This window comes from Streptomyces sp. NBC_00996, assembly GCF_045162675.1.
Lineage (GTDB): Bacteria > Actinomycetota > Actinomycetes > Streptomycetales > Streptomycetaceae > Streptomyces.
On the sequence record NZ_CP108723.1, the window covers coordinates 3842417 to 3862892 of the forward strand.

Sequence of the window (20476 nt, forward strand, 5' to 3'; positions counted from 1 at the left end):
GCCGCGAACACGACAGGAGGGCGGGGCACGGACACGGTGCCCCGCCCTCCTGTCGGGCGCCCTTTCGCGCACCCTTTCCACGTCTTTCCGGCGACCTCTGGGAGCAACTTCACCGTCTGGCACCACGTCGAGTCCGCCAACCCCGACTGGCCCGGCGACGACGAGGACCTCCTCGTCAACGAGGTCGGCCGCCTCGACGTACTGGCCCTCGTCCGGGGGCCGGGCCTCCTCCGCGTGGGCGCCGACGGCCCCCGGCGCATCGCGGTGGGCGGCTGACGGACGGGGCGTACCCCCCCCTACGCCCGCCCCCTGCGCACCTCGTACAGGAAGCAGCCGTACTCCACGGCCCGTACGTGGACGACGGCCACCTCGGGGTCGGTGAAGGCCGAGGCGAACGCCTCGTCGAAGGAGTCCGGCGGCTGCACGAGCCGGCCGCCGAGGATGCGTCCGTCGGCGCAGTAGCGACGGACGACGCGATGGGTCCCCGTGAACGGGTGGCCGTCCAGGTCGGGACCCGCGCAGTCGTCCGCGTGGATGAAGACGGGCCCCCGCTCGTCGTACGCACCCGGCTCGGCCCCCGTCTCCGCGGCCCACCGCCGCAACGGCGCGTACGAGACGAGCGCGATCCGCTCCCCGGGCTCACTGCGGCGCAGGCAGCAGCGCAACGGAGCACCCCCCTCTTCGTCGGTGAGGGCCGCCGCCGGGCGACCCGCGTCATCAACGTCCCGGAGCTGTTTCAGGACGGCCGGCTCGATGGGGCGTGCGGTGTACGCGGTGTACTTCGTCATGACGTCCAGGTTCGCGCCCGCCGGGGCTCCGCACCGGCGGGAAACGGACATCGCATTCCGTGCAGGTCCCGTGGAAGGATGGCGCAACCCACACATAACGAGGAGATGACCGCGTGCCTGGCACAAACCTGACCCGCGAAGAGGCACAGCAGCGGGCGAAGCTGCTCACCGTTGACTCGTACGAGATCGATCTCGACCTCTCCGGCGCGCAGGAGGGCGGCACCTACAGGTCCGTGACCACGGTGCGCTTCGACTCCGCCGAGACCGGCGCGGAGTCCTTCATCGACCTGGTGGCCCCGACCGTCCACGAGGTCACCCTGAACGGGGACGCGCTCGACCCCGCCGAGGTCTTCAAGGACTCGCGGATCGCGCTCCCGGGTCTGCTGACGGGGCGCAATGTGCTCCGCGTCGTCGCGGACTGCGCCTACACCAACACCGGCGAGGGGCTGCACCGGTTCGTCGACCCGGTCGACGAACAGGCCTACCTCTACACCCAGTTCGAGGTCCCGGACGCCCGCCGCGTCTTCGCGTCCTTCGAGCAGCCCGACCTGAAGGCCACCTTCCAGTTCACCGTGACGGCGCCGACCGGCTGGACCGTCATCTCCAACTCGCCGACGCCCGAGCCCAAGGACGACGTCTGGGTCTTCGAGCCGACGCCGCGGATCTCGACGTACATCACCGCGCTCATCGTCGGTCCGTACCACTCCGTCCACAGCGTCTACGAGAAGGACGGGCAGTCCGTCCCGCTCGGCATCTACTGCCGGCCCTCGCTCGCCGAGTTTCTCGACTCGGACGCGATCTTCGAGGTGACGCGGCAGGGCTTCGACTGGTTCCAGGAGAAGTTCGACTACGCGTACCCGTTCAAGAAGTACGACCAGCTCTTCGTGCCGGAGTTCAACGCGGGCGCCATGGAGAACGCCGGTGCGGTGACGATCCGGGACCAGTACGTGTTCCGCTCCAAGGTCACCGACGCCGCGTACGAGGTGCGTGCCGAGACGATCCTGCACGAGCTCGCCCACATGTGGTTCGGCGACCTCGTGACCATGGAGTGGTGGAACGACCTGTGGCTGAACGAGTCGTTCGCCACCTACACGTCCATCGCCTGTCAGGCGTACGCGCCCGACTCGCGCTGGCCGCACTCCTGGACCACGTTCGCCAACTCCATGAAGACGTGGGCGTACCGGCAGGACCAGCTGCCCTCCACGCACCCGATCATGGCGGAGATCCGGGACCTCGACGACGTCCTCGTCAACTTCGACGGGATCACGTACGCCAAGGGCGCCTCCGTCCTCAAGCAGCTCGTCGCGTATGTCGGCATGGACGAGTTCTTCCAGGGCGTGCAGGCGTACTTCAAGGCGCACGCGTTCGGCAACACGCGGCTCAGCGATCTGCTGGGCGCACTGGAGCAGACCTCCGGCCGTGACCTGAAGAACTGGTCGCAGAAGTGGCTGCAGACGGCCGGCATCAACATCCTGCGCCCGGCGGTCGAGACGGACGCGGACGGCGTCATCACCTCCTTCGCGATCCGCCAGGAGGCTCCGGCCCTGCCCGCCGGCGCCAAGGGCGAGCCGACGCTGCGACCGCACCGCATCGCCATCGGCCTGTACGACCTGGACGACGCGAGCGGCAAGCTGGTGCGCGTCGAGCGCATCGAGCTGGACGTCGACGGCGAGCTGACCGCCGTACCGAAGCTGGTCGGCCAGCGCCGCCCGGCGGTCGTGCTGCTCAACGACGACGACCTGTCGTACGCCAAGGTCCGCCTCGACGAGGCCTCGCTGGCGTTCGTCACGGAGCACCTGGGCGACTTCGAGGCCTCCCTGCCCCGCGCCCTGTGCTGGGCCTCGGCCTGGGACATGACCCGGGACGCGGAGCTCGCGACCCGCGACTACCTGTCCCTCGTCCTGTCCGGCATCGGCAAGGAGTCCGACATCGGCGTCGTGCAGTCGCTGCAGCGCCAGGTGAAGCTGGCGATCGAGCTGTACGCCGACCCGACGGCGCGCGAGGCACTGCTGACCCGCTGGACGGACGCGACGCTCGCCCACCTACGCGCGGCCGAGCCCGGCAGCGACCACCAGCTGGCCTGGGCGCGCGCCTTCGCGGCGACCGCCCGTACGCCGGAGCAGCTGGACCTGCTGGAGGCGCTGCTGGAGGGCCGGGAGACCATCGAGGGCCTGGCCGTGGACACCGAGCTGCGCTGGGCGTTCGTGGAGCGGCTCGCGGCGGTCGGACGCTTCGACGAGGCGGAGATCGCCGCCGAGTACGAGCGCGACAAGACGGCGGCCGGCGAGCGGCACGCGGCCACGGCCCGGGCCGCGCGTCCCACCGAGGAGGCGAAGGCGGAGGCCTGGGCCTCGGTCATCGAGTCCGACAAGCTTCCGAACGCCGTGCAGGAAGCGGTGATCACCGGCTTCGTCCAGACCGACCAGCGCGAGCTGCTCGCCCCGTACACGGACACGTTCTTCTCCGTGGTCAAGGACATCTGGGACTCCCGTTCGCACGAGATCGCCCAGCAGATCGCGATCGGCCTCTACCCGTCGATCCAGGTCTCCGAGGAGACCCTCGCCAAGACGGACGCGTGGCTGGCCTCCGCCGAGCCCAACGCGGCCCTGCGGCGCCTGATCTCGGAGTCCCGCTCGGGCGTGGAGCGGGCGCTGAGGGCGCAGGCGGCGGACGCGGCGGCAGCGACCGCGTAACCGGTGGCGACGGCGGGGGGGTGACCGAGGTGGTCACCCGCCCGTCGCGCACACCAGGCGGGCGGTGTCGATCATCATCCGCACATGCAGTCCGGTCTGCGCGGACACGGGCACCCATCGCAGGCCGTACGACTTCTGCAGCTCCTGGCACCACTCGCGCACCAGGTTCGCGAGGGTGTCGGAGGTCTCGGGAGCGGTGCGGGCGAGGGCCCGGCGCATCATGGCCGCCGCGCGCAGCGGTATGCGGCGGGCGGCGATGCCGAGGGTCGCGAAGTGGCCCTGATGCGCGCTGTGTTCCTCCGCGGCCCAGGTGTCGACGAGTGGCGGCGCCACGTCGACGAGTTCCCGGGCGGCCTCGCGCAGGGGCACCAGATCCGCGGGGACGTCCGCGGTCGACGCCCGCTCGTCGAGTACGGCCGCGAGCTCCCGGGGCCGGAGGAGCAGCACCTCGTTCACCCGCGCGATCTCCCGCTCCGGCGCGACGGCGGGCCGTGCGTCGCTCACCGCGGGCGCGCACCAGGCGGGCGCCTCGACGAGCGCGGTCAGGGTGCCGTGCCGACGGGGATACAGCCAGGTGCTCTCGGCGACGAAGCGTCTCGGGTCGCGTTCGTCCTCGCTGCGGTCCCCGGGGAGCAGCAGGACACCGGGCGTCCAGGTGCCGGTCGGGGCCGTCGCAGGGGTGGCGGTCGAGGGGGATGCGCAGCCGGGCGGCCGTCTCCCGGAAGGCGTGGGCGACGCCGGGCACCTCCCGCGTCAACATCATGAAGGCGCCACCGACTTCGATCCCGTGCAGCGTGAACTGCGCCACCGGCCGCAACTCGTCGAGCAGCCGGACGGCGTCGCCGACTCGGGGAGCGGACCCCGTTCCGCGCCCGGCGCGGGCAGCGACTCCGGCTGACAGGCGAACGCGGGCCGGTAGAAGTTCCGGGCGCCTGGACAAGCTGGAGCGCGCCGGGCTGCTGCGGCGCTCACCCGATCCGCACGACCGGCGCGGACTCCAGGTCACACTCACCGACGAGGGACTCCGCCTGATCGACGAGGCCGTCGGGGCGGGTCTCGCCGTCCAGACGGAGGCGCTCTCAGCCCTCGACCAGGAGCAGGCCGGACAACTCGCCGACCTGCTGCGCCAGTTGCTGGCGGGCGCCACCGTCCAGGCGGCGCTCCCCCGGCGTCCCCACCGCGGCGTCCAGTGCCGCATCGACCGCCGCCGCGTCCGGGGACTCCGCGGCCCAGGCGACGTATCCGTCGGGCCGCACCAGCACCGTCGTACGCCGGTCGCTCGCCCAGCTCTCCACGGCGAGACGGCCGTTGCGGTCCCCGGCCCGGTACGACTCCGAGGCCGACTGCGGCGTGACGAGGACGAACCTGCCGCCGCGCAGGGCCTCATAGAGACGGCCGCTCTTCAGGGCGACGTCCGGGGCGCGCGTACCGACCAGGGGGTGGGCACCGCGCGGCGCCGCGTACGCGTACCCGATGCCCGTGATCTGGCCCGCCGCCTTGCGACGAACGGGGCCGACATGATTGACCAGTGCGGTGAGCCCGGCGCGCAGCGCCAGCGTCCACGGATACTTGGCCATCGCGAGCCGTACGATGCCGCCGCTGCTGCGCAGCACGGACTTGCCGACCGGGTGACGCTCGGCCTGGTAGGTGTCCAACAGGGCGGCATCCACCCGCCCGTCGAGGACGGCCGCCAGCTTCCAGCCGAGGTTGGCCGCGTCCTGGAGGCCGGTGTTCATACCCTGACCGCCGGCCGGAGTGTGCACGTGCGCGGCGTCTCCGGCAAGGAAGACGCGGCCCACTCGGTAGGAGGGCGCCTGGCGCTCGTCACTGTGGAAGCGGGACATCCAGCGGGCGTCCCGCATGCCGTAGTCGCGGCCGAGGGCGAGCCGGGCGATCTCCTCGACCTCGTCGAGTTCGAGCGGCTCGCTGTCGGGGACATTGCGCCCGCGGTGCCAGCCGATCACCCGGTAGTAGCCGTCACCGAAGGGCGCGATGAAGGCGAAGGCATCGCCGACGGCGTTGGCGGTCAGCACCGACTCCGGCTCCTCGTCGAGCAGGACGTCCGCGAGGACGACGGACCTGATGACCGACTTGCCGGGGAACGGCAGCCCGATCGCCTCCCGCACCGCACTGCGCATCCCGTCCGCCCCGACGACGTACGCGGCCGCCAGCTTCTCCGACCCACCGTCCCGGCGGCGGACGTCGAGGGTCACCCCGTCCGCTTCCTGGCTCAGCCCGGTCACCTCGGCCTCGTACACGAACCGGACCCCGGCCTCTTCCGCCCGCCGCAGCAACGCCTTCTCCACCTCGTACTGCGGGATCACGAGGACGTGATTGAAGCGGGAGGGAAGGGTGTCGAGCGCGACGCCGAGCCCGCCGAAGAGCCGGATGCGGTCGAGGGGCCGGCCCTTGAGCTCCAGATCGTCGGCGAGACCGCGTGCGTCGAGCTGCTCCAGGGCGCGAGCGTGCAGGACGAAGGCGCGGGAGAGGTTGCTGATCTTGCGCGGGCGCTTCTCGACGAGGGTGACAGGGATGCCGGCGGTGGCGAGGTCGCCGGCCAGCAGCAGCCCGGTGGGGCCGGAGCCGACGACGATGACGTCGCGGGGAGCGGTTGGGCGCGTGTTGCACGTGCGGCGCGTGTTCTCCGTGCTACGCGTGTCGTGCCTGGTGCCGATGTTGTCGTTCATGGCGACCTCCCTGATGCCAACATCTGTTGGCCAACGCCTGTCGACCAACACCCGTTGGCCGCCCCTGCCGACCCGCGCCCGCCAGTCGGCGCCCGGCCGACCCGACGTGCGCTTGCCAACGCTTGTTGGCCAACGCTTGTTTGCCAACATAAAGCGAGATCACTGGACTGTCAACATGTGTTGGCCTACGGTTGTTGGCATGCCACTCAAGAACCACCCCGCGCCCCCGTCGACATCCGCTTCGGAGGCGGCGGCATCCGTGTCGGCCTCGCCATCGGAGCCCGTCGACGCGCCCGCGCCCCGCCGCTCCGACGCCACCCGCACCGCGATCCTCGCCGCCGCCCGCGAGCGCTTCGCGGCCGACGGCTACGAGCGCGCCACCATCCGCGCCATCGCCAAGGACGCGCGGATCGATCCGTCGATGGTGATGCGCTACTACGGCTCGAAGGAGGGGCTGTTCGCGGCCGTGCTCGACGTCGATCTGCGGCTGCCCGATCCGGCGGGCCTCGACCCGCACGACGTGGGCCGCGTCCTGGTGAGCCACTTCCTGGACCTCTGGGAGGAGAACGAAGTGCTCACCGCGATACTCCGGGTCGGCGTCACCAATCAGGCCGGCGCCGCACGTATGCAGAGCATCTTCAGGGACCAGCTCTCCCCGGTCGTCCAGCGCACCTGCCCCGATCCCGAGCAGGCGCCGACACGGGCCGCGCTCTGCGCCTCACAACTGCTCGGACTCGCGCTCGCCCGCTACGTCCTGCGCATCGAGCCGGCCGTCGCGCTGCACCGCGCGGAGATCGTGGCGTGGCTGGGGCCGACGGTGCAGCGGTATCTGACGGCGCCGAATCCGTAGTACGCGCGGCAACGCCTCGGTACGCGCGCGAAAACGTCGAGACCGCGTACGCACGCAAAAAACGTCGAGGGAGTCCGCGCACCCTGTGGTGCGCGGACTCCCTCGACGGAAAGAACCGGTGAAAGCCGACGGGAGCCGTGTGAGCCGAGTCGGGCTCAGCTCTGCTTCGGCCGCTTGTCGGACTTGTCCAGGGCCATCACGAGGCCGGCGATGATCAGGAACAGCAGGATCGGCGCCACGACGTAGAGGCCCAGCGTGTCGACCACGCTCAGGCCCGTGCCGGGGTCGTCACCGTCGTCGCGGGTCAGCGCGAGCGCGGGGGACGACATGAGCAGCATCATCAGCGTCGTACCGGCGGCCAGGGCGCCGGCGCGCAGGGCGTTCTTCTTGTCCACGGTGCAAACGTAGCGAACACCTGAATGAGCCGCGCGCCCGGGGGTGCCGTAGGGGGTGCCGTACGGAGGTCTCAGCGCGCCGCGTGACCGCCTCCACCACCACGGGCACGCCTGCCGCCCCCGGTCTGCGCCCCGGCCCGCACCACATCGAGCAGCGCGTGCAGCCGGGGCGAGGCGGCCAGTTCCTCCAGCGTCACCGGGTGGCCCTCGGCGTCGGCGATGGGCAGGCGCCAGTTGGGGTACTGGTCCCAGGTTCCGGGCAGGTTCTGCGGGCGCCGGTCGCCGATCGCGTCCGGGAGCCAGACGCCGATCATGCGGGCCGGGGTGAGCAGCAGGAACCGGTGCACGGCCTGGATCTCGGCCTCCTCCGAAACCGTGCACCCGCCGCTCGCACCCCACAGCAGTCCGAGCCGGGTGAGCAGCGTCAGCCACTCCCCCGTGTCCGCGGCGGCCGCCGCCCGCTCCTCCTCCAGGGAGCCGGTCAACAGGCCGAGCCGGTCGCGGAGTTCGACGTGGTCGCCGGTGAGCCGGGCGGCAGTGGGCGGCAGGTCGTGGGTGGTGGCGGTGGCCAGGCAGTCGGCGCGCCAGCGTTCGGGGGGCAGGGGGAGCCCGTCGCCGTCCCAGTCGCGTTCGAACCACAGCACCGACGTGCCGAGCACCCCGCGCGTCCGCAACGTCTCGCGCACGCCCGGCTCCACGGTGCCGAGGTCCTCGCCGATGACCAGCGCCCCGGCGCGCGACGCCTCCAGCACCAGGATCGCGAGCATCGCCTCGGCGTCGTAACGGACATAGGTGCCTTCCGTGGGCGGCCGGCCCTGCGGGATCCACCAGAGCCGGAACAGGCCCATGACGTGGTCGATGCGCAGGGCGCCCGCGTGCCGGAGGAGAGCGCGCAGGAGGCGGCGGTACGGGGCGTAGCCGGACTCGGCCAGCCGGTCCGGTCGCCAGGGCGGCAGGCCCCAGTCCTGGCCGCGCGCGTTGAAGGCGTCCGGGGGCGCGCCGACGGACATGCCGGCCGCGAAGTACTCCTGCTGGGCCCAGGCGTCGGCACCGTCCGGGTGCACCCCGACGGCGAGATCGTGCACCAGCCCCAGCGCCATCCCCGCGTCGCGCGCCGAGCGCTGGGCGGTGGCGAGTTGGGCGTCGGTGAGCCAGGCGAGACGGGTGTGGAAGTCGACACGGTCCATCAACTCGCCGCGGGCTCGGGCGGTTTCCGGCGAGCGGGGGTCGCACAGGCTCTCGGGCCACCGCCGCCAGTCGGAGCCGTACACCTCGGCGAGCGCACACCAGGTGGCGTGGTCCTCCAGGGCCTCGCCCTCCTCGGCGAGGAAGTCGACGTACGCCGCACGTCTGCCGGGGCCGAGCGGCACGGTGCGGACCAGTTCCAGCGCCTCGCGCTTGAGCTCCCACACGGCGTCACGGTCGATCAACGCGCCCTTGTGCAGCACGGATGCGCGCAGCCGCTCGGCGCGCTCCAGCAGCGCGCGCACCCGGTCGGGCTCGTCGACGTACGCGAACTCGGGGATGTCCTCGACCCGCAGGTGCACCGGGTCGGGGAAGCGGCGGGAGGAGGGCCGGTAGGGGGAGGGGTCGGTGGGGACGCCGGGTACGGCCGCGTGCAGCGGGTTGACCTGCACGAATCCGGCGCCGAGCGCGCGGCCGGCCCAGGCGGTCAGCTCGGCGAGGTCGCCGAGGTCACCCATGCCCCAGGAGCGGCGGGACAGCAGGGAGTAGAGCTGGACGAGCAGGCCGTACGTGCGGCCGGGCGGGGTGGGCAGCCCGGCGGGCGCGACGACGAGGTGGGCGTCGGCGGTGCGGCCGTCGGGAGCGGTGGCGCGCAACGCGTGGACGCCGGGCGGGAGTTGTTCGGCCGAGGCGCGGGTCTCGCCCTGTTCGGTCGTGATGCGCAGCCGGGTGCCGTCCGGCAGTTCGGCCAGCTCGGCGGCGGCGCGGCCGCCCCAGCACACCACTGTCGGCGGCAGCAGCCGCTCCCTCGCCTCGGCCGTCTGCGCCGCGAGGGCGGCGCTCACGGCGTCCGGGGTGCTCGCGTCGACGCCCAGTGCCGTCAGGGCCGCGACGAGCGCGGCGTCCGAGGCCGCGACCGTACGGTCCGGGGACGGGTTGTACGAGGTGGCGACGCCGTGCAGTTCGGCGAGCCGGGACAGGGGCGTCGCAGGCGTCGTCTGCGGAGGGTCGGCGGGCCGACGTGGTGCCATCTAGACCCCCGAGGCGGCGCCGGTGGAGGTCGGCTCGCTCGTCAGGTGCGCCGCGTCGGCCAGCGGCGGCTCGCTGGTGAGCGGTTCGGCGTCGGGCAGCGGGGGTTCACTGGTCAGCGGAACCTCCGCGCAGGCGCCTTCCGCGCTGAGCAGGCACAGATGGGCGCCTTCGGGTTCGACGGACGTATCCGCCTCGCGTTTGGAGAGGGCCGAGAGCAGAAGGTGTGCCGATGCGGCCACGGGGGCCTCCTTGTCGAGTACGGCGGTCTTGGACCTGTCTGACGGGATACCGCAGCCCTACCCAGTGGGCGCGATCGCAGACGTAGGCGGACGAACAACGTGCTTCTCGTCACATTCTGCCCCCATGTCACACCTCCGAATTGGGGTAAACAGGGCACTTCGGCCACTCTCGTTGACACCCTCACCACGCGGATGGTGGGCTCGACGCCTCCCCGACGCGGGCGTCGGGGGGCCTGGCTACGAGGAGGGGGAGCGTGCAGCTCCGGCGTGGGAGAGGAGTGGCCGCGGTCGCGTTCGCCGTCGTTGCCGGCACGCTGGGTGCGGCTTCCGCCGTCGCCGCACCGCCCGCACCCACGGCCTCCGCGGACGACCGCGAGCCCATCGAGGGCGGACTGCCCACGGTCTGGCCGCGCCCGCAGTCCCTGCGCGCGGGCGGCACTCCGGTCGCGGTCACGGACGAGGTCGTCCTGGTGACCGACGCGAGGACCGATCCGTACGCCGTCGACGCGCTGCGCACGCTGCTTCGCCAAGCAGGTGCGCGCGAGATCACGACCGCGCGCGAGGGGGACGAGCTCCCCGCGCGTGCGCTGGTGGTGCACGCGGGCACGGAGACGGGGTACTCGAGTCAACAGGTCACTCAGGGGGCGTACTCCTTCGGGGGGCACGCCGGGAGCGCGACCACTGATGGAGCGCACGCCCTTGGTCCGCGCGCCGCCTCCAGCGACTTGGAGCGGGCGCTCACGGCGCTCGGCGCCACGCCCCGCACCGACCTCCCCACCGGTGGCTACCGCTTGGCCGTCGGCCGCACCGGCGGCCGTGACACCGTCGCCCTCGCGGGAGTCGGCGAGGACGGTCTGTTCCACGCGGTGCAGACGCTGCGGCAGCTCGTCGGCACCGACGGCAGGGTCGCGGGCGTCGTCGTCCGCGACTGGCCCGGCACCGCGGTGCGCGGCACCACGGAGGGCTTCTACGGCACCCCGTGGACCCGCGAACAGCGCCTCACCCAGCTGGACTTCATGGGCCGCACCAAGCAGAACCGCTATGTGTACGCCCCTGGCGACGACCTCTACCGCCAGGCACGCTGGCGTGAGCCCTACCCCGCCGACCAGCGCGCGGACTTCCGGGAGCTGGCGGACCGGGCGCGCCGCAACCACGTCACCCTGACCTGGGCGGTGGCCCCGGGTCAGGCGATGTGTTTCTCGTCGGACGCGGACGTGAGGGCGCTGACGCGCAAGCTCGACGCCATGTGGGCGCTCGGCTTCCGGGCCTTCCAGCTCCAGTTCCAGGACGTCAGCTACAGCGAGTGGCACTGCGGCGCGGACGCCGACACGTTCGGCTCCGGCTCCGAGGCGGCCGCGAAGGCGCAGGCCCGGGTGGCGAACGCGGCGGCCCGGCATCTCGCCGAACGCCACCCGGACGCCGCCGCGCTGTCCCTGATGCCTACCGAGTATTACGAGGACGGCTCGACGACCTACCGTCAGGAGCTGTCGAACGCTCTGGACAAGGGCGTCGAGGTCGCGTGGACGGGCGTCGGTGTCGTGCCGAGGACGATCACGGGCCGCGAACTGGCCCGCACCCGGGACGCGTTCGGCGGGCACCCGCTCGTCACCATGGACAACTATCCGGTCAACGACTACGCGCAGGACCGGGTGTTCCTCGGCCCGTACCAGGGACGCGAGCCGGCGGTCGCGACGGGTTCGGCGGCCCTGCTGGCGAATGCGATGCCCCAGGCCGAAGCCTCCCGCATCCCGCTGTTCACCGCCGCCGACTACGCCTGGAACCCGCGGGACTACCGCCCCCAGGAGTCCTGGAAGGCCGCGATCGACGACCTCGCGGACGGCGACGCACGCCGCGGGGACGCGCTGCGCGCTTTGGCCGGCAACGACGCCTCGTCCGTCCTCGGCGGCACGGAGTCGGCCTATCTGCGCCCGCTCATGGAGGCGTTCTGGCAGGCCCGTACGACCACCGACCGGGCCGCGAACGAGACGGCGGCCGAGCAGCTGCGCGCCGCGTTCACGGTGATGCGCGAGACCCCGAAGTGGCTGGCCGACGGCTCGCTGGCGGCCGAAGTGACGCCCTGGACCGAGCAGTTGGCGCGCTACGGCGAGGCCGGCGAAACCGCGGTCGCCATGCTGCGCGCCCAGGCGAGCGGGGACGCCACCACAGCGTGGACGGCGTACCGGACTCTCGACCGGCTGCGCACCGAGCTCGCGGCGAGCGGGGTGACGGTCGGCAAGGGTGTACTGGACCCGTTCCTGGCCAAGGCCCGGACGGCGTACGAGACCTGGGCGGGCCTCGACCACGAGCCGGCCGCGGACCGCGGCGCGACGGCGGACGGCCGCACCGTCCGCTTCCCGCGCACCCGCGCCGTCACGGCGGTCAGCGTCCTCACCGACCCCGGCACGAAGGGCTCCGTCGACGCCCATGTCCCCGGCGAGGGCTGGCGGACCCTCGGCTCCCTCTCGAGCGGGGGCGCGACGCAGGTCACGGCGGCGGGCGTGTACGCGGACGCGCTCCGCGTCACCGGTCCCGCGCCCTCCCGCGTACGCCATCTCGTGCCGTGGTTCGCCGACTCCCCCGCCGCCGCGCTGGAGTTGAACCGCTCCACGACCGACGTGGAGATCGGCGGCACGGAACGGCTGACCGCCCGGCTGACCTCGCTGCGACCCGCCGATGTCCGCGGCGAACTGACGGCGAAGGGTCCGAAGGGCATCGAGGTCAAGGTCCCCGGGAGCGCCTCGACCCTCCCCCGCGGAACCGCCGTCGACCTCCCCGTCGAGGTCACCGTCCCACCGGGGACGCCGTCGGGAACCTACGAGGTCACCGTCGCCTTCGGCCCGCAGACCCGCACGCTGACGGTCCGCGCCTTCCCGCGCACGACGGGCCCCGATCTGGCCCGCACCGGTGTCGCGTCCTCGTCCGGCGACGAGACCCCCGACTTCCCGGCGTCCGCGGCGAACGACGGTGATCCGGGGACGCGTTGGTCCTCGCCCGCCGAGGACGGGGCCTGGTGGCAGGTGCGGCTGGCCGAGCCGGCCCGGCTCGGCCGGGTCGTCCTGCACTGGCAGGACGCGTACCCCTCCTCGTACCGCGTCCAGGTCTCCGCCGACGGCCGCGTCTGGCGCACCGCGACGGCCGTCGACGACGGTCGCGGCGGCCGCGAATCCGTCCGCTTCGACGAGCGCGACGTCCGGTACGTGCGTGTCCAGGGGGTCGAGCGGGCGACGGACTACGGGTACTCGCTGTGGTCGGTGGAGGCGTACGCGGTGGCGGAGTGAACCGACGGCCACCACGGGGTCGATAGACGGGGTGTGAGACTGTTCCGCCCCATGGGGGGCCACCGGGAGGACGACACGGACGCGGCGCTGCTGCGGGCCGTGGCGGACGGGGACTCGGCGGCGATGGCCGCGCTGTACGACCGGCACGCCGGGTGGCTGCACACGCGGCTGACTCGGCGGTGTGCCGATCCCGAGGTGGTGCGCGAGGTGTTGCAGGACACCTTCGTGACCGTGTGGCGGTCGGCCGGCGCGCACCGGGGCGCCGAGGCCGGCGGCTGGCTGTGGACCATCGCCGCACGGCGTCTGGTGGACGCGCGGCGGGTGCAGGAGCGGGCGACGCGCGTGGAGTACGCGGCCCCGGTGCCCGCGCCCTCCGCCGAGGAGCGCGTGCTGGCGGGGCTCGAGTACGGCGACGTGGGCACGGCACTGGACCGCATCTCCCCCGAACTGCGCGAGGTATTGCGAGCCACGGTCGTCGACGGTCTGACCACGCGCGAGACCGCCCGGCTCCTCGGTATCCCCGAAGGCACGGTCAAGAGCCGCGCCATGCGCGCCCGCGCCGAACTCCGCGCGGCCCTCGCCCATCTGAACCCGTCCCCGGGCCCCTACCTGAATCCATCCCTGGACCCGTCCCCGCTGGGAGGCCCGGCATGACCGGCTGGCACGCCCCCGACGACCTCGTCACCCGCTATGCGGACGGCTCTCTTCCGGAGACGGACGCCTGGTCCCTGGAGAAACACCTGGAGACCTGCGGGCCGTGCGCCGCACGGGTCTCGCACGCGGCCCGTGCGGGGGCGGCGGGGGTGGTGCTGGCAGAGGTGCGGGACGCGGTCCTGCACACGGTGGGCGAACCCGCGCCGACCATCGCCCGGGCCTCGGCCCCCACGACCGCCCGGGTCCCGGCCTCCGGCTGCGCGTCGGCGGTGCCGAGGGGCGCTCGAGCCGTCCGGGGGCGGCTCGGGCGGATCGTCTGGGCCGCCGGGCCCGCCTTGCGTGGGGCCTGGGCCGGGGCCGTGGTGCTGGTGGCCGTGGGGGCGGTCGCACTCGCGTACGGGGGCGAGTGGGCGGGTGCACGGCCGTTGCTGCTGGCCGTCGCGCCGGTCGTGCCCGTGGCGGGGGTCGCCCTCTCGTACGGGCGGCATGCCGATCCGCTGCACGAGATCGTCACGGCCTCTCCCTCGGGTGGGCTGCGCCTCCTGCTGATGCGGACGTCCGCCGTGCTGGCGGTGAGTCTGCCGTTGCTGACGGTGGCGGGGCTGCTGCTCCCGCCCTCCGGCTCACGTCTGCCCGCGGCACCGGCCGCGGCCACCTGGCTGCTGCCCGGGCTGGCCCTGACGCTGGCCTCGCTCGTGCTGTCCGGGTACGTGGGCTGCCGTACCGCGACGGCGCTGGTCGGCGGCGGCTGGCTGCTCGCGCTCGCGGCACCCGTTCTCACGGCCACCGGCCCCGGCCTGACGGCCCGTCTCACGCGGCAGCTCTCCCTCTACTTCACGGGGGCCTCACCTCAGGGGGCCTGGGCGGCAGCGGCCGCGCTCTGCGCCCTCCTCCTCGCCGCGCGCCGCAGCGCATACGACCGTCTGGAGACGATGTGAACATCCCTGGTACGACCGGCATGTCCGCCATAAGCGACGTTGACGGTCCCGGGACAGCCACGGCCAAGGACGGCGGCAACGGACTGTGGACCACCGCCATACGGGTCTCCGGGCTGACCGTACGGCACCGCAGGACCACCGCCCTGGACGCCGTCAACCTGGACTTCGGCCCCGGCGTCCACGGACTGCTCGGCCCCAACGGCGCCGGCAAGACCTCGCTCATCCGCGTCCTCGCGACGGTCGCTGAGCCCACCGCGGGCCGGGTGGAGATGCTCGGCAGCGGCCTCCGGGGTCACCGGGAGCGCAGCACGGTCCGCCGCGAACTCGGCTATCTGCCGCAGGACTTCGGGTACTACCCGGGCTTCACGGTGCGGGAGTTCGTCGCCTATGTGGCGTGGCTGAAGGAGCTGCCGGCCGCGACCTCCTCTGCCGCGGTCGAGCGGGCCGTTGCCCGGGTAGGCCTCGCCGAGCGTATCGACGCGAAGGTCAAGACCCTGTCCGGCGGCATGGTCCGCCGCGTCGGCATCGCCCAGGCCATCGTGAACAACCCTCGCGTCCTGCTCCTCGACGAGCCCACCGCGGGCCTCGACCCGGAACAGCGCGTCGAGTTCCGAGCGCTGCTGCGGGAGTTGGGCAGGACCGCCACCGTGCTCGTCTCCACCCACCTGGTGGAAGACGTGGCCGCGGCCTGCACGGAGGTGACCCTGATCGAGGCCGGCCAGGTCGCCTACCGCGGCACGCCCCACTCGCTTGCCGCCCTCGGCGCGGACGGTCACGACTCCGACGGCAACGCCATCGAGCGCGGTTACACGGCGGCCTTGCGCGGCCACCGCACGGCGACAGCGGCGGGAGCCGGCCGATGAACATACGCATCCAGCCGGACGGCGACAGCCCGGCCGGCACACACACGCGGGCCGAGGGAGGCAGTCGTACGAGCCGGCGGACCGAGTCGAACGGCAGCCGCCCGACAGGCCGGCAGCCCCATGGAGGCCACCCGGCAGACGTGCGGACCCAGCCCGGCGCAAGCCATGAGCAGACCACACGCCCCTCGGCTCCGCCTGTCCCGAAGCCGCGCCCCCGCTCCGCTCCCCACCCCCTCCGCGTCGAATCCCTGCGCGGCTTCGCCCCCTGGGCAGGCACGGGGCTGTTCCTCGCTCTCGCGTGGCCCATCGCCGCCAAATCGGCTCAGTGGCAGGGCAGCTGGGGCGAGACGACCGGAACGCTGAGCACCGCGGCCGGCATGATCGGCGCTCCCTTCGCGCTCGCCGCGGGCGCCTGGCAGGGCGGCCGGGAGCGCAGGCTGCGGATGACGGAGCTGCGCGCCTCGACCGCTCGTACGCCTCTCGTCCAATTCCTGACGGCCTCCCTGCCACTCGCCTGCTGGCTGGCGACGGCCTACCTGGTGGCGGTCGCAGGAGCGCTGCTCGCCTGCGCGCCGTACGCCTCGGCGGGCGGCCCGGTGCCGATCGTCCACGCCGGGACCGCCGTCTCGCTCGCCGCCTGCACGGTCCTCGGTCATGCGGCCGGGCGGGGGGCGCCCTTCCGGCTGACCGCTCCCGTGCTCGCGATCTGCGGATACGTCGTCCTCGGCATCGTCGGCAGCGGGCGGTCCGACCTCCACTACCTCACGCTCGCCTCGGTCCGCCCCTTCGGTGACGAAAGCCTCGCCGTCTGGTGGTATCCGCTCGTGTCGGCCCTGTGGACGGCCGGGCTCGCCGCCGCCGCGGTCCTGGCCCATACCGCGTACCGTCGTGCCACCGCGCTGCTGCCGCTCGCGGCCGCGCTCGGCGCTGCCGTCCTCCTGGTCCAGACGGGTGACGGCCTGCTGCGCGACAACCCGCTCGCCCAGCGGCAGGTGTGCGACGACTCGACCACCCCGCGCGTCTGTGTCAACGCCACCTATCCGGGTCTGCTGCCGGAGGTCACCCACGCGCTGTCCGGTCTCACCGGCCGTCTGAAGGGCGTGCAGAACCTACCGGTCCGCTACGAGGACCTCGGGAGATCCCCGCACCAGGACGAGGTACAGCTGCCGATACTCAGGCCGTTCGGCTGGAGCGCCGTCCGCGGCAAGGTGACCGATCCGGAGCGGTACGCGTGGGAGGCCGCCCACACTCTGATCCGCTCCGACTGCGGGAAGCTGCCGTCCCAGCGGGTCCAGGTCACCGACGAGGCCGTACTGCGCTGGCTGGCCCCGGACTCGCTGTCCGAGGGGATGCGCGAGCAATCCGTGGCGCAGGCCCGGCAGCGGGGCGACGCGGAGGAACTCGCGAGGTTCCGCGCGCAGGACACGGCATATGCGCACCTCACCGCCATGGCCGACGGCGAACGCCGCGCCTGGCTCGGCCGCTACTTCGTGACAGCCGAGGAGTGCGACCCGAACCCGAGCGAGGTCCCGTCCCTGTGAATGTCATACGGAGAGACACTGTGAACGCGGCACCCGGACCCGGGCTCACCCCCCTCGCCCTCTACGCCCGCTCCCGCGGCATCCCGGCGACCGTGGCGGCCCTCGTCTGCGCCGCGCTCCTCACCCTGTGGGTGGCGAGCCGTCCGGACGTGTACCTCGACCCGTACCGCAGGGTGCCGTTGGTCTCGCTCGCCCCGCTGCTGGCCTCGTCGGCGATCGGCGTGAGCCTCCACACATACGCGCGTGACCTGGACGACACCGCCGTACGCCGCTGGTGGCCGCGGCGCCTGGCCCACCTGCTGGTCCTGACCGCGCTCGCGGCGGCACTGCTGGCCCTCGCCGTGCCGGGGCACTCCCAGGAGTTCGGCGGGGCGGCGATGGTCCGCAACACGCTGGGGGCCGTCGGCATCACGGCAGCCGCGGCGGCGCTGCTCGGCGCCAGGGTGAGCTGGATGCCGACGACGCTGTACCTCAGCGCCGTGTACCTGTCGGCCGCCTCGCCCCGCGTGAGTAGAGCGACACTCCTGGCCTGGCCCATGCAACCGGGTCCACAGCGTGGCGCCTGGGCAGTCGGCCTCACACTCTTCGTACTCGGCACGGCACTCTGCGCAGCGCGCGGCGCCCGCCCCGAGGGACCCCGCGCCTGACGCGGGGTCGCACGGCCGCAACCGCGGCGGGGTACGCAAAAGCCCGGATCGTCAGGCGGAAATGCCGTCGATCCGGGCCATCGCGTCATCCGCGCCGTACGGCTGCAGATATGGCAGCCAGCGCGGGTCCCTATGCCCGGTTCCGATGATGCGCCATGCGAGCCCCGTCGGCGGGGCGGGTTTGTGGCGCAGGCGCCAGCCGATCTCGACCAGGTGGCGGTCGGCCTTGGTGTGGTTGCAGCGGCGGCAGGACGCCACCACATTTTCCCAGGCGTGCTGACCTCCGCGGGAGCGCGGGATGACGTGGTCGACGCTGGTTGCGACGCCACCGCAGTACATGCACCGGCCGCCGTCGCGGGCGAACAGAGCTCGCCTGGTCAGCGGAACGGGCCCCCGGTAAGGGACCCGCACGAACCTCTTCAGCCGGACCACGCTGGGTGCGGGGACAGTAACGGTTGCACTATGCATAAAGGCGCCGGATTCCTCGAGGCAGATGGCCTTGTTCTCGAGGACGAGGACGAGCGCGCGGCGGAGCGGTACGACGCCGAGCGGCTCGTACGACGCGTTGAGGACCAGGACATGCGGCACGGATGCCTCCTTGTACGCCGGCGGCGCGTGGCTCGCGCCGGGACGATCTGTGGCCAGTGTCCCCGAATGCCTGGTGGAAGCGCCACCATGTCCCGGTAACGGGCTGGGAGTGTTTTCGACCACATCTTCTTCATCCCCAGGTGAGCACAGTCTCTCCCTCGAACATCGCAACGATCCACACACGATGCCCCGTTAGTGTGGTGGGTCTGCCCGACCGGTGCCCCTCGTGTGTCCCCTGCCGCGGGCAGACCGCTACGCCTGGAGGTTGCTGCCGTGTCCCTGCCCGTCCTATTGGCCGTCGGTTCGACGCCGTCGCCGTCCCCCTCGACGTCGACGGACCCGACGGTCGCCACGCTTCAGGACGCCCAGGAAGGCGCGACCAACGCCGCGAGCTGGGTCCAGCAGAACTGGTCCACGTGGCTGGCGATCGGCTTGCGTGTCCTGCTGATCCTGGTGATCGCGGCGGTACTGAGAGTGGCCGTCCGGCGGGCGATCACCAAGCTCATAGAACGCATGAACCGCACGGTCCAGGGGGCCGACGGCACGACCCTCGGCGGCCTCCTGGTGAACGTCGAGCGGCGCCGCCAGCGCTCCCAGGCGATCGGCTCGGTCCTCCGCTCGGTGGCGTCCTTCCTGATCATGGGCACGGCCGCGCTGATGATCCTCGGCACGTTCGAGATCAACCTGGCCCCGCTGCTGGCCTCCGCGGGCGTGGCCGGTGTCGCCATCGGTTTCGGCGCACGCAACCTGGTCACCGACTTCCTCTCCGGCGTCTTCATGATCCTGGAGGACCAGTACGGCGTCGGCGACACGATCGACGCGGGCGTCGCCTCCGGCGAGGTCATCGAGGTCGGCCTGCGCGTGACCAAGCTGCGCGGCGACAACGGCGCGATCTGGTACGTCCGCAACGGCGAGGTCAAGCGCATCGGCAACCTCTCCCAGGGCTGGGCCACGGCCGGCGTCGACGTCACCCTCCGCGCCTCGGAGGACCTGGACCGCGTCCAGTCCGTACTGAACGAGGTCGCCGAGGGCATGAGCAAGGACGAGCCCTGGAACGAGCGCCTCTGGGGCCCGGTCGAGGTCCTCGGCCTCGACAGCGTCCTGCTCGACTCCATGGTCGTCCGCGTCTCGGCCAAGACGATGCCCGGCAAGGCCCTTTCCGTGGAACGCGAGCTGCGCTGGCGCATCAAGCGCGCCTTCGACGCCGCGAACATCCGCATCGTGGGCGGCCCCGTGGCGGAAGCGGAGGAGGACCCGGCCCCGGACTCGACGGAGACCGTAGCGGCCCCGTCGGCCCACGCGAACCCGTCGTCCCCGCAGGCCGCGGCGGCCACGCCGATCACACCGGCACCGACACCGTCGGGCGTTCCCAAGTAGCGCTCACGGTTGGTACGGGGGAGGCGGCGCCCGGGGTTCCGGGCGCCGCCTCCCCCGTCTGTACGGGACTCCGACGGCCGTAACGCTTCAGCACGCCCGTTCGAGTGAACGCACGGCGTCAGCCCGTCCGCTGAACGCACGATGTCAGCCCGTCCGCCCCGGACAGCCCCGCGGCCCGGGCCATCTGGCACACCGCGGCGAAGGCGGACCCCTTCCCCAGGCCCGCCACTCCCAGGAGGTCTTCCCCGTCGCGGACGTCGAGGCGGACGTCGCCCGAGGTCGCGTCGAAGGCCATCGATCCCCGGACGGACCGTCGCCGCGTCCGGGCCGCCACCGGAAGTGGATCCCCTCACGGCCCTTCTCGGCGACGAGGAACGCCCGCTCGGACGCCGTCAGTTGGTCACGGACCCGCTCCTGCCGCCCCTCGGAGAGGGGCATCGCACGCAGCACATGCCTCTGGCGCTCGTCCAGCGCCTCGGCGGAGAGTGGCACGCCGGCCCCGCGGCCCGCCATGCGACGGCGCTTCGCACCGGAGCAAGCGCGGCGGGGTCTTCCCTCACGGGCTCTGCACCGGTCGCGACCGCATTCGCAGGTAACGAGTCTGTTGCCGCGGGGGCGGTTTCTCTTGACGCCTGCTTCGCCCCGGGCTTACGTTCCTTCCACCCAATAGGAAACTTTCCTAACAGTGATCATCGGATGGACTTTCCTCCCAGGTCACTGG

19 protein-coding genes and 1 pseudogene are annotated in these 20476 nt (G+C 72.7%); 12 read left to right on the forward strand and 8 right to left on the reverse strand.

Annotated elements, in window-relative coordinates; genetic code table 11:
* The first annotated feature begins 36 nt into the window (after positions 1-36).
* Positions 37-276 (forward strand): hypothetical protein, encoded by a 240-nt coding sequence (locus tag OG390_RS18160; RefSeq protein WP_406169189.1) that lies wholly within the window; start codon positions 37-39, stop codon positions 274-276.
* Positions 277-296: 20 nt separating this feature from the next.
* On the opposite strand, the gene OG390_RS18165 is transcribed toward OG390_RS18160, so the two are convergent.
* Positions 297-788 (reverse strand): DUF1203 domain-containing protein, encoded by a 492-nt coding sequence (locus OG390_RS18165; RefSeq protein ID WP_406169190.1) that lies wholly within the window; start codon positions 786-788, stop codon positions 297-299.
* A gap of 113 nt (positions 789-901) precedes the next feature.
* Here OG390_RS18165 and pepN point away from each other — a divergent pair, with 113 nt between their 5' ends.
* A complete protein-coding gene (pepN, locus tag OG390_RS18170) occupies positions 902-3481 on the forward strand; it encodes an aminopeptidase N (RefSeq protein ID WP_406169192.1) in 2580 nt (859 codons plus the stop codon).
* Positions 3482-3514: 33 nt separating this feature from the next.
* Here the strand turns inward: pepN and OG390_RS18175 are convergent, their stop codons facing one another.
* Positions 3515-3985: a hypothetical protein gene (locus OG390_RS18175; protein ID WP_406169194.1), complete on the reverse strand. Its 471-nt coding sequence runs from the start codon at positions 3983-3985 to the stop codon at positions 3515-3517.
* A gap of 70 nt (positions 3986-4055) precedes the next feature.
* Between OG390_RS18175 and OG390_RS18180 the strand changes: the two genes are divergently transcribed.
* Together OG390_RS18180 and OG390_RS18185 are read left to right on the forward strand one after the other, a co-directional pair.
* Entirely contained in the window at positions 4056-4379 is a 324-nt protein-coding gene (locus OG390_RS18180; RefSeq protein ID WP_406169195.1) for a hypothetical protein, read from the forward strand.
* A gap of 16 nt (positions 4380-4395) precedes the next feature.
* Positions 4396-4623, forward strand: a pseudogene (locus tag OG390_RS18185) (MarR family winged helix-turn-helix transcriptional regulator); the annotation flags it as partial.
* Here OG390_RS18185 and OG390_RS18190 read toward each other — a convergent pair.
* Positions 4561-6168: an FAD-dependent monooxygenase gene (locus OG390_RS18190; RefSeq protein WP_406169197.1), complete on the reverse strand. Its 1608-nt coding sequence runs from the start codon at positions 6166-6168 to the stop codon at positions 4561-4563. The pseudogene OG390_RS18185 and the gene OG390_RS18190 overlap by 63 nt on opposite strands.
* A 199-nt stretch (positions 6169-6367) precedes the next feature.
* Here OG390_RS18190 and OG390_RS18195 point away from each other — a divergent pair, with 199 nt between their 5' ends.
* Entirely contained in the window at positions 6368-7018 is a 651-nt protein-coding gene (locus OG390_RS18195) for a TetR family transcriptional regulator (RefSeq protein WP_406169198.1), read from the forward strand.
* A gap of 155 nt (positions 7019-7173) precedes the next feature.
* Here the strand turns inward: OG390_RS18195 and OG390_RS18200 are convergent, their stop codons facing one another.
* The 3 genes from OG390_RS18200 to OG390_RS18210 form a co-directional block, all read right to left on the reverse strand.
* Positions 7174-7413 carry a hypothetical protein gene (locus OG390_RS18200; protein WP_399074778.1) on the reverse strand — a complete coding sequence of 80 codons (240 nt, stop codon included), beginning with the start codon at positions 7411-7413 and terminating at the stop codon, positions 7174-7176.
* 71 nt (positions 7414-7484) lie between these two features.
* Positions 7485-9629, reverse strand: coding sequence for a 4-alpha-glucanotransferase (gene malQ / locus OG390_RS18205; protein WP_406169200.1), 2145 nt, complete (start codon positions 9627-9629; stop codon positions 7485-7487).
* Positions 9630-9869, reverse strand: a complete 240-nt coding sequence (locus tag OG390_RS18210) for a hypothetical protein (protein WP_406169202.1) — start codon at positions 9867-9869, stop codon at positions 9630-9632.
* A gap of 254 nt (positions 9870-10123) precedes the next feature.
* Here OG390_RS18210 and OG390_RS18215 point away from each other — a divergent pair, with 254 nt between their 5' ends.
* Genes OG390_RS18215 through OG390_RS18240 form a run of 6 tightly spaced genes read left to right on the forward strand, consistent with a single transcriptional unit; the run spans position 10124 to position 17790 of the window.
* The gene (locus tag OG390_RS18215; RefSeq protein ID WP_406169204.1) at positions 10124-13147 is read left to right on the forward strand and encodes a beta-N-acetylglucosaminidase domain-containing protein; all 3024 of its coding nucleotides are present in this window, start codon (positions 10124-10126) and stop codon (positions 13145-13147) included.
* A 51-nt stretch (positions 13148-13198) separates the two neighbouring features.
* Positions 13199-13801, forward strand: a complete 603-nt coding sequence (locus OG390_RS18220) for an RNA polymerase sigma factor (protein WP_399074786.1) — start codon at positions 13199-13201, stop codon at positions 13799-13801.
* On the forward strand, positions 13798-14739 hold the full coding sequence (locus tag OG390_RS18225) for a zf-HC2 domain-containing protein (protein ID WP_406169206.1): 942 nt from the start codon (positions 13798-13800) through the stop codon (positions 14737-14739). The genes OG390_RS18220 and OG390_RS18225 overlap by 4 nt, the downstream gene beginning before the upstream one ends.
* A 20-nt stretch (positions 14740-14759) precedes the next feature.
* Complete coding sequence (locus OG390_RS18230; protein ID WP_406169207.1) at positions 14760-15602, forward strand: ABC transporter ATP-binding protein; 843 nt, start codon at positions 14760-14762, stop codon at positions 15600-15602.
* A complete protein-coding gene (locus OG390_RS18235; protein WP_406169209.1) occupies positions 15599-17143 on the forward strand; it encodes a hypothetical protein in 1545 nt (514 codons plus the stop codon). Before OG390_RS18230 ends, OG390_RS18235 begins: the two co-directional genes overlap by 4 nt.
* A gap of 20 nt (positions 17144-17163) precedes the next feature.
* Positions 17164-17790: a hypothetical protein gene (locus OG390_RS18240; protein WP_406169211.1), complete on the forward strand. Its 627-nt coding sequence runs from the start codon at positions 17164-17166 to the stop codon at positions 17788-17790.
* Between the two features lie 51 nt (positions 17791-17841).
* Here the strand turns inward: OG390_RS18240 and OG390_RS18245 are convergent, their stop codons facing one another.
* The gene (locus OG390_RS18245) at positions 17842-18378 is read right to left on the reverse strand and encodes an HNH endonuclease (protein WP_327428786.1); all 537 of its coding nucleotides are present in this window, start codon (positions 18376-18378) and stop codon (positions 17842-17844) included.
* A gap of 273 nt (positions 18379-18651) precedes the next feature.
* On the opposite strand from OG390_RS18245, the gene OG390_RS18250 reads away from it, so the two are divergent.
* Complete coding sequence (locus OG390_RS18250) at positions 18652-19755, forward strand: mechanosensitive ion channel family protein (protein WP_406169213.1); 1104 nt, start codon at positions 18652-18654, stop codon at positions 19753-19755.
* Between the two features lie 118 nt (positions 19756-19873).
* Here OG390_RS18250 and OG390_RS18255 read toward each other — a convergent pair whose 3' ends face one another.
* A complete protein-coding gene (locus tag OG390_RS18255) occupies positions 19874-20050 on the reverse strand; it encodes a hypothetical protein (protein WP_406169215.1) in 177 nt (58 codons plus the stop codon).
* Between the last annotated feature and the right edge of the window lie 426 nt (positions 20051-20476).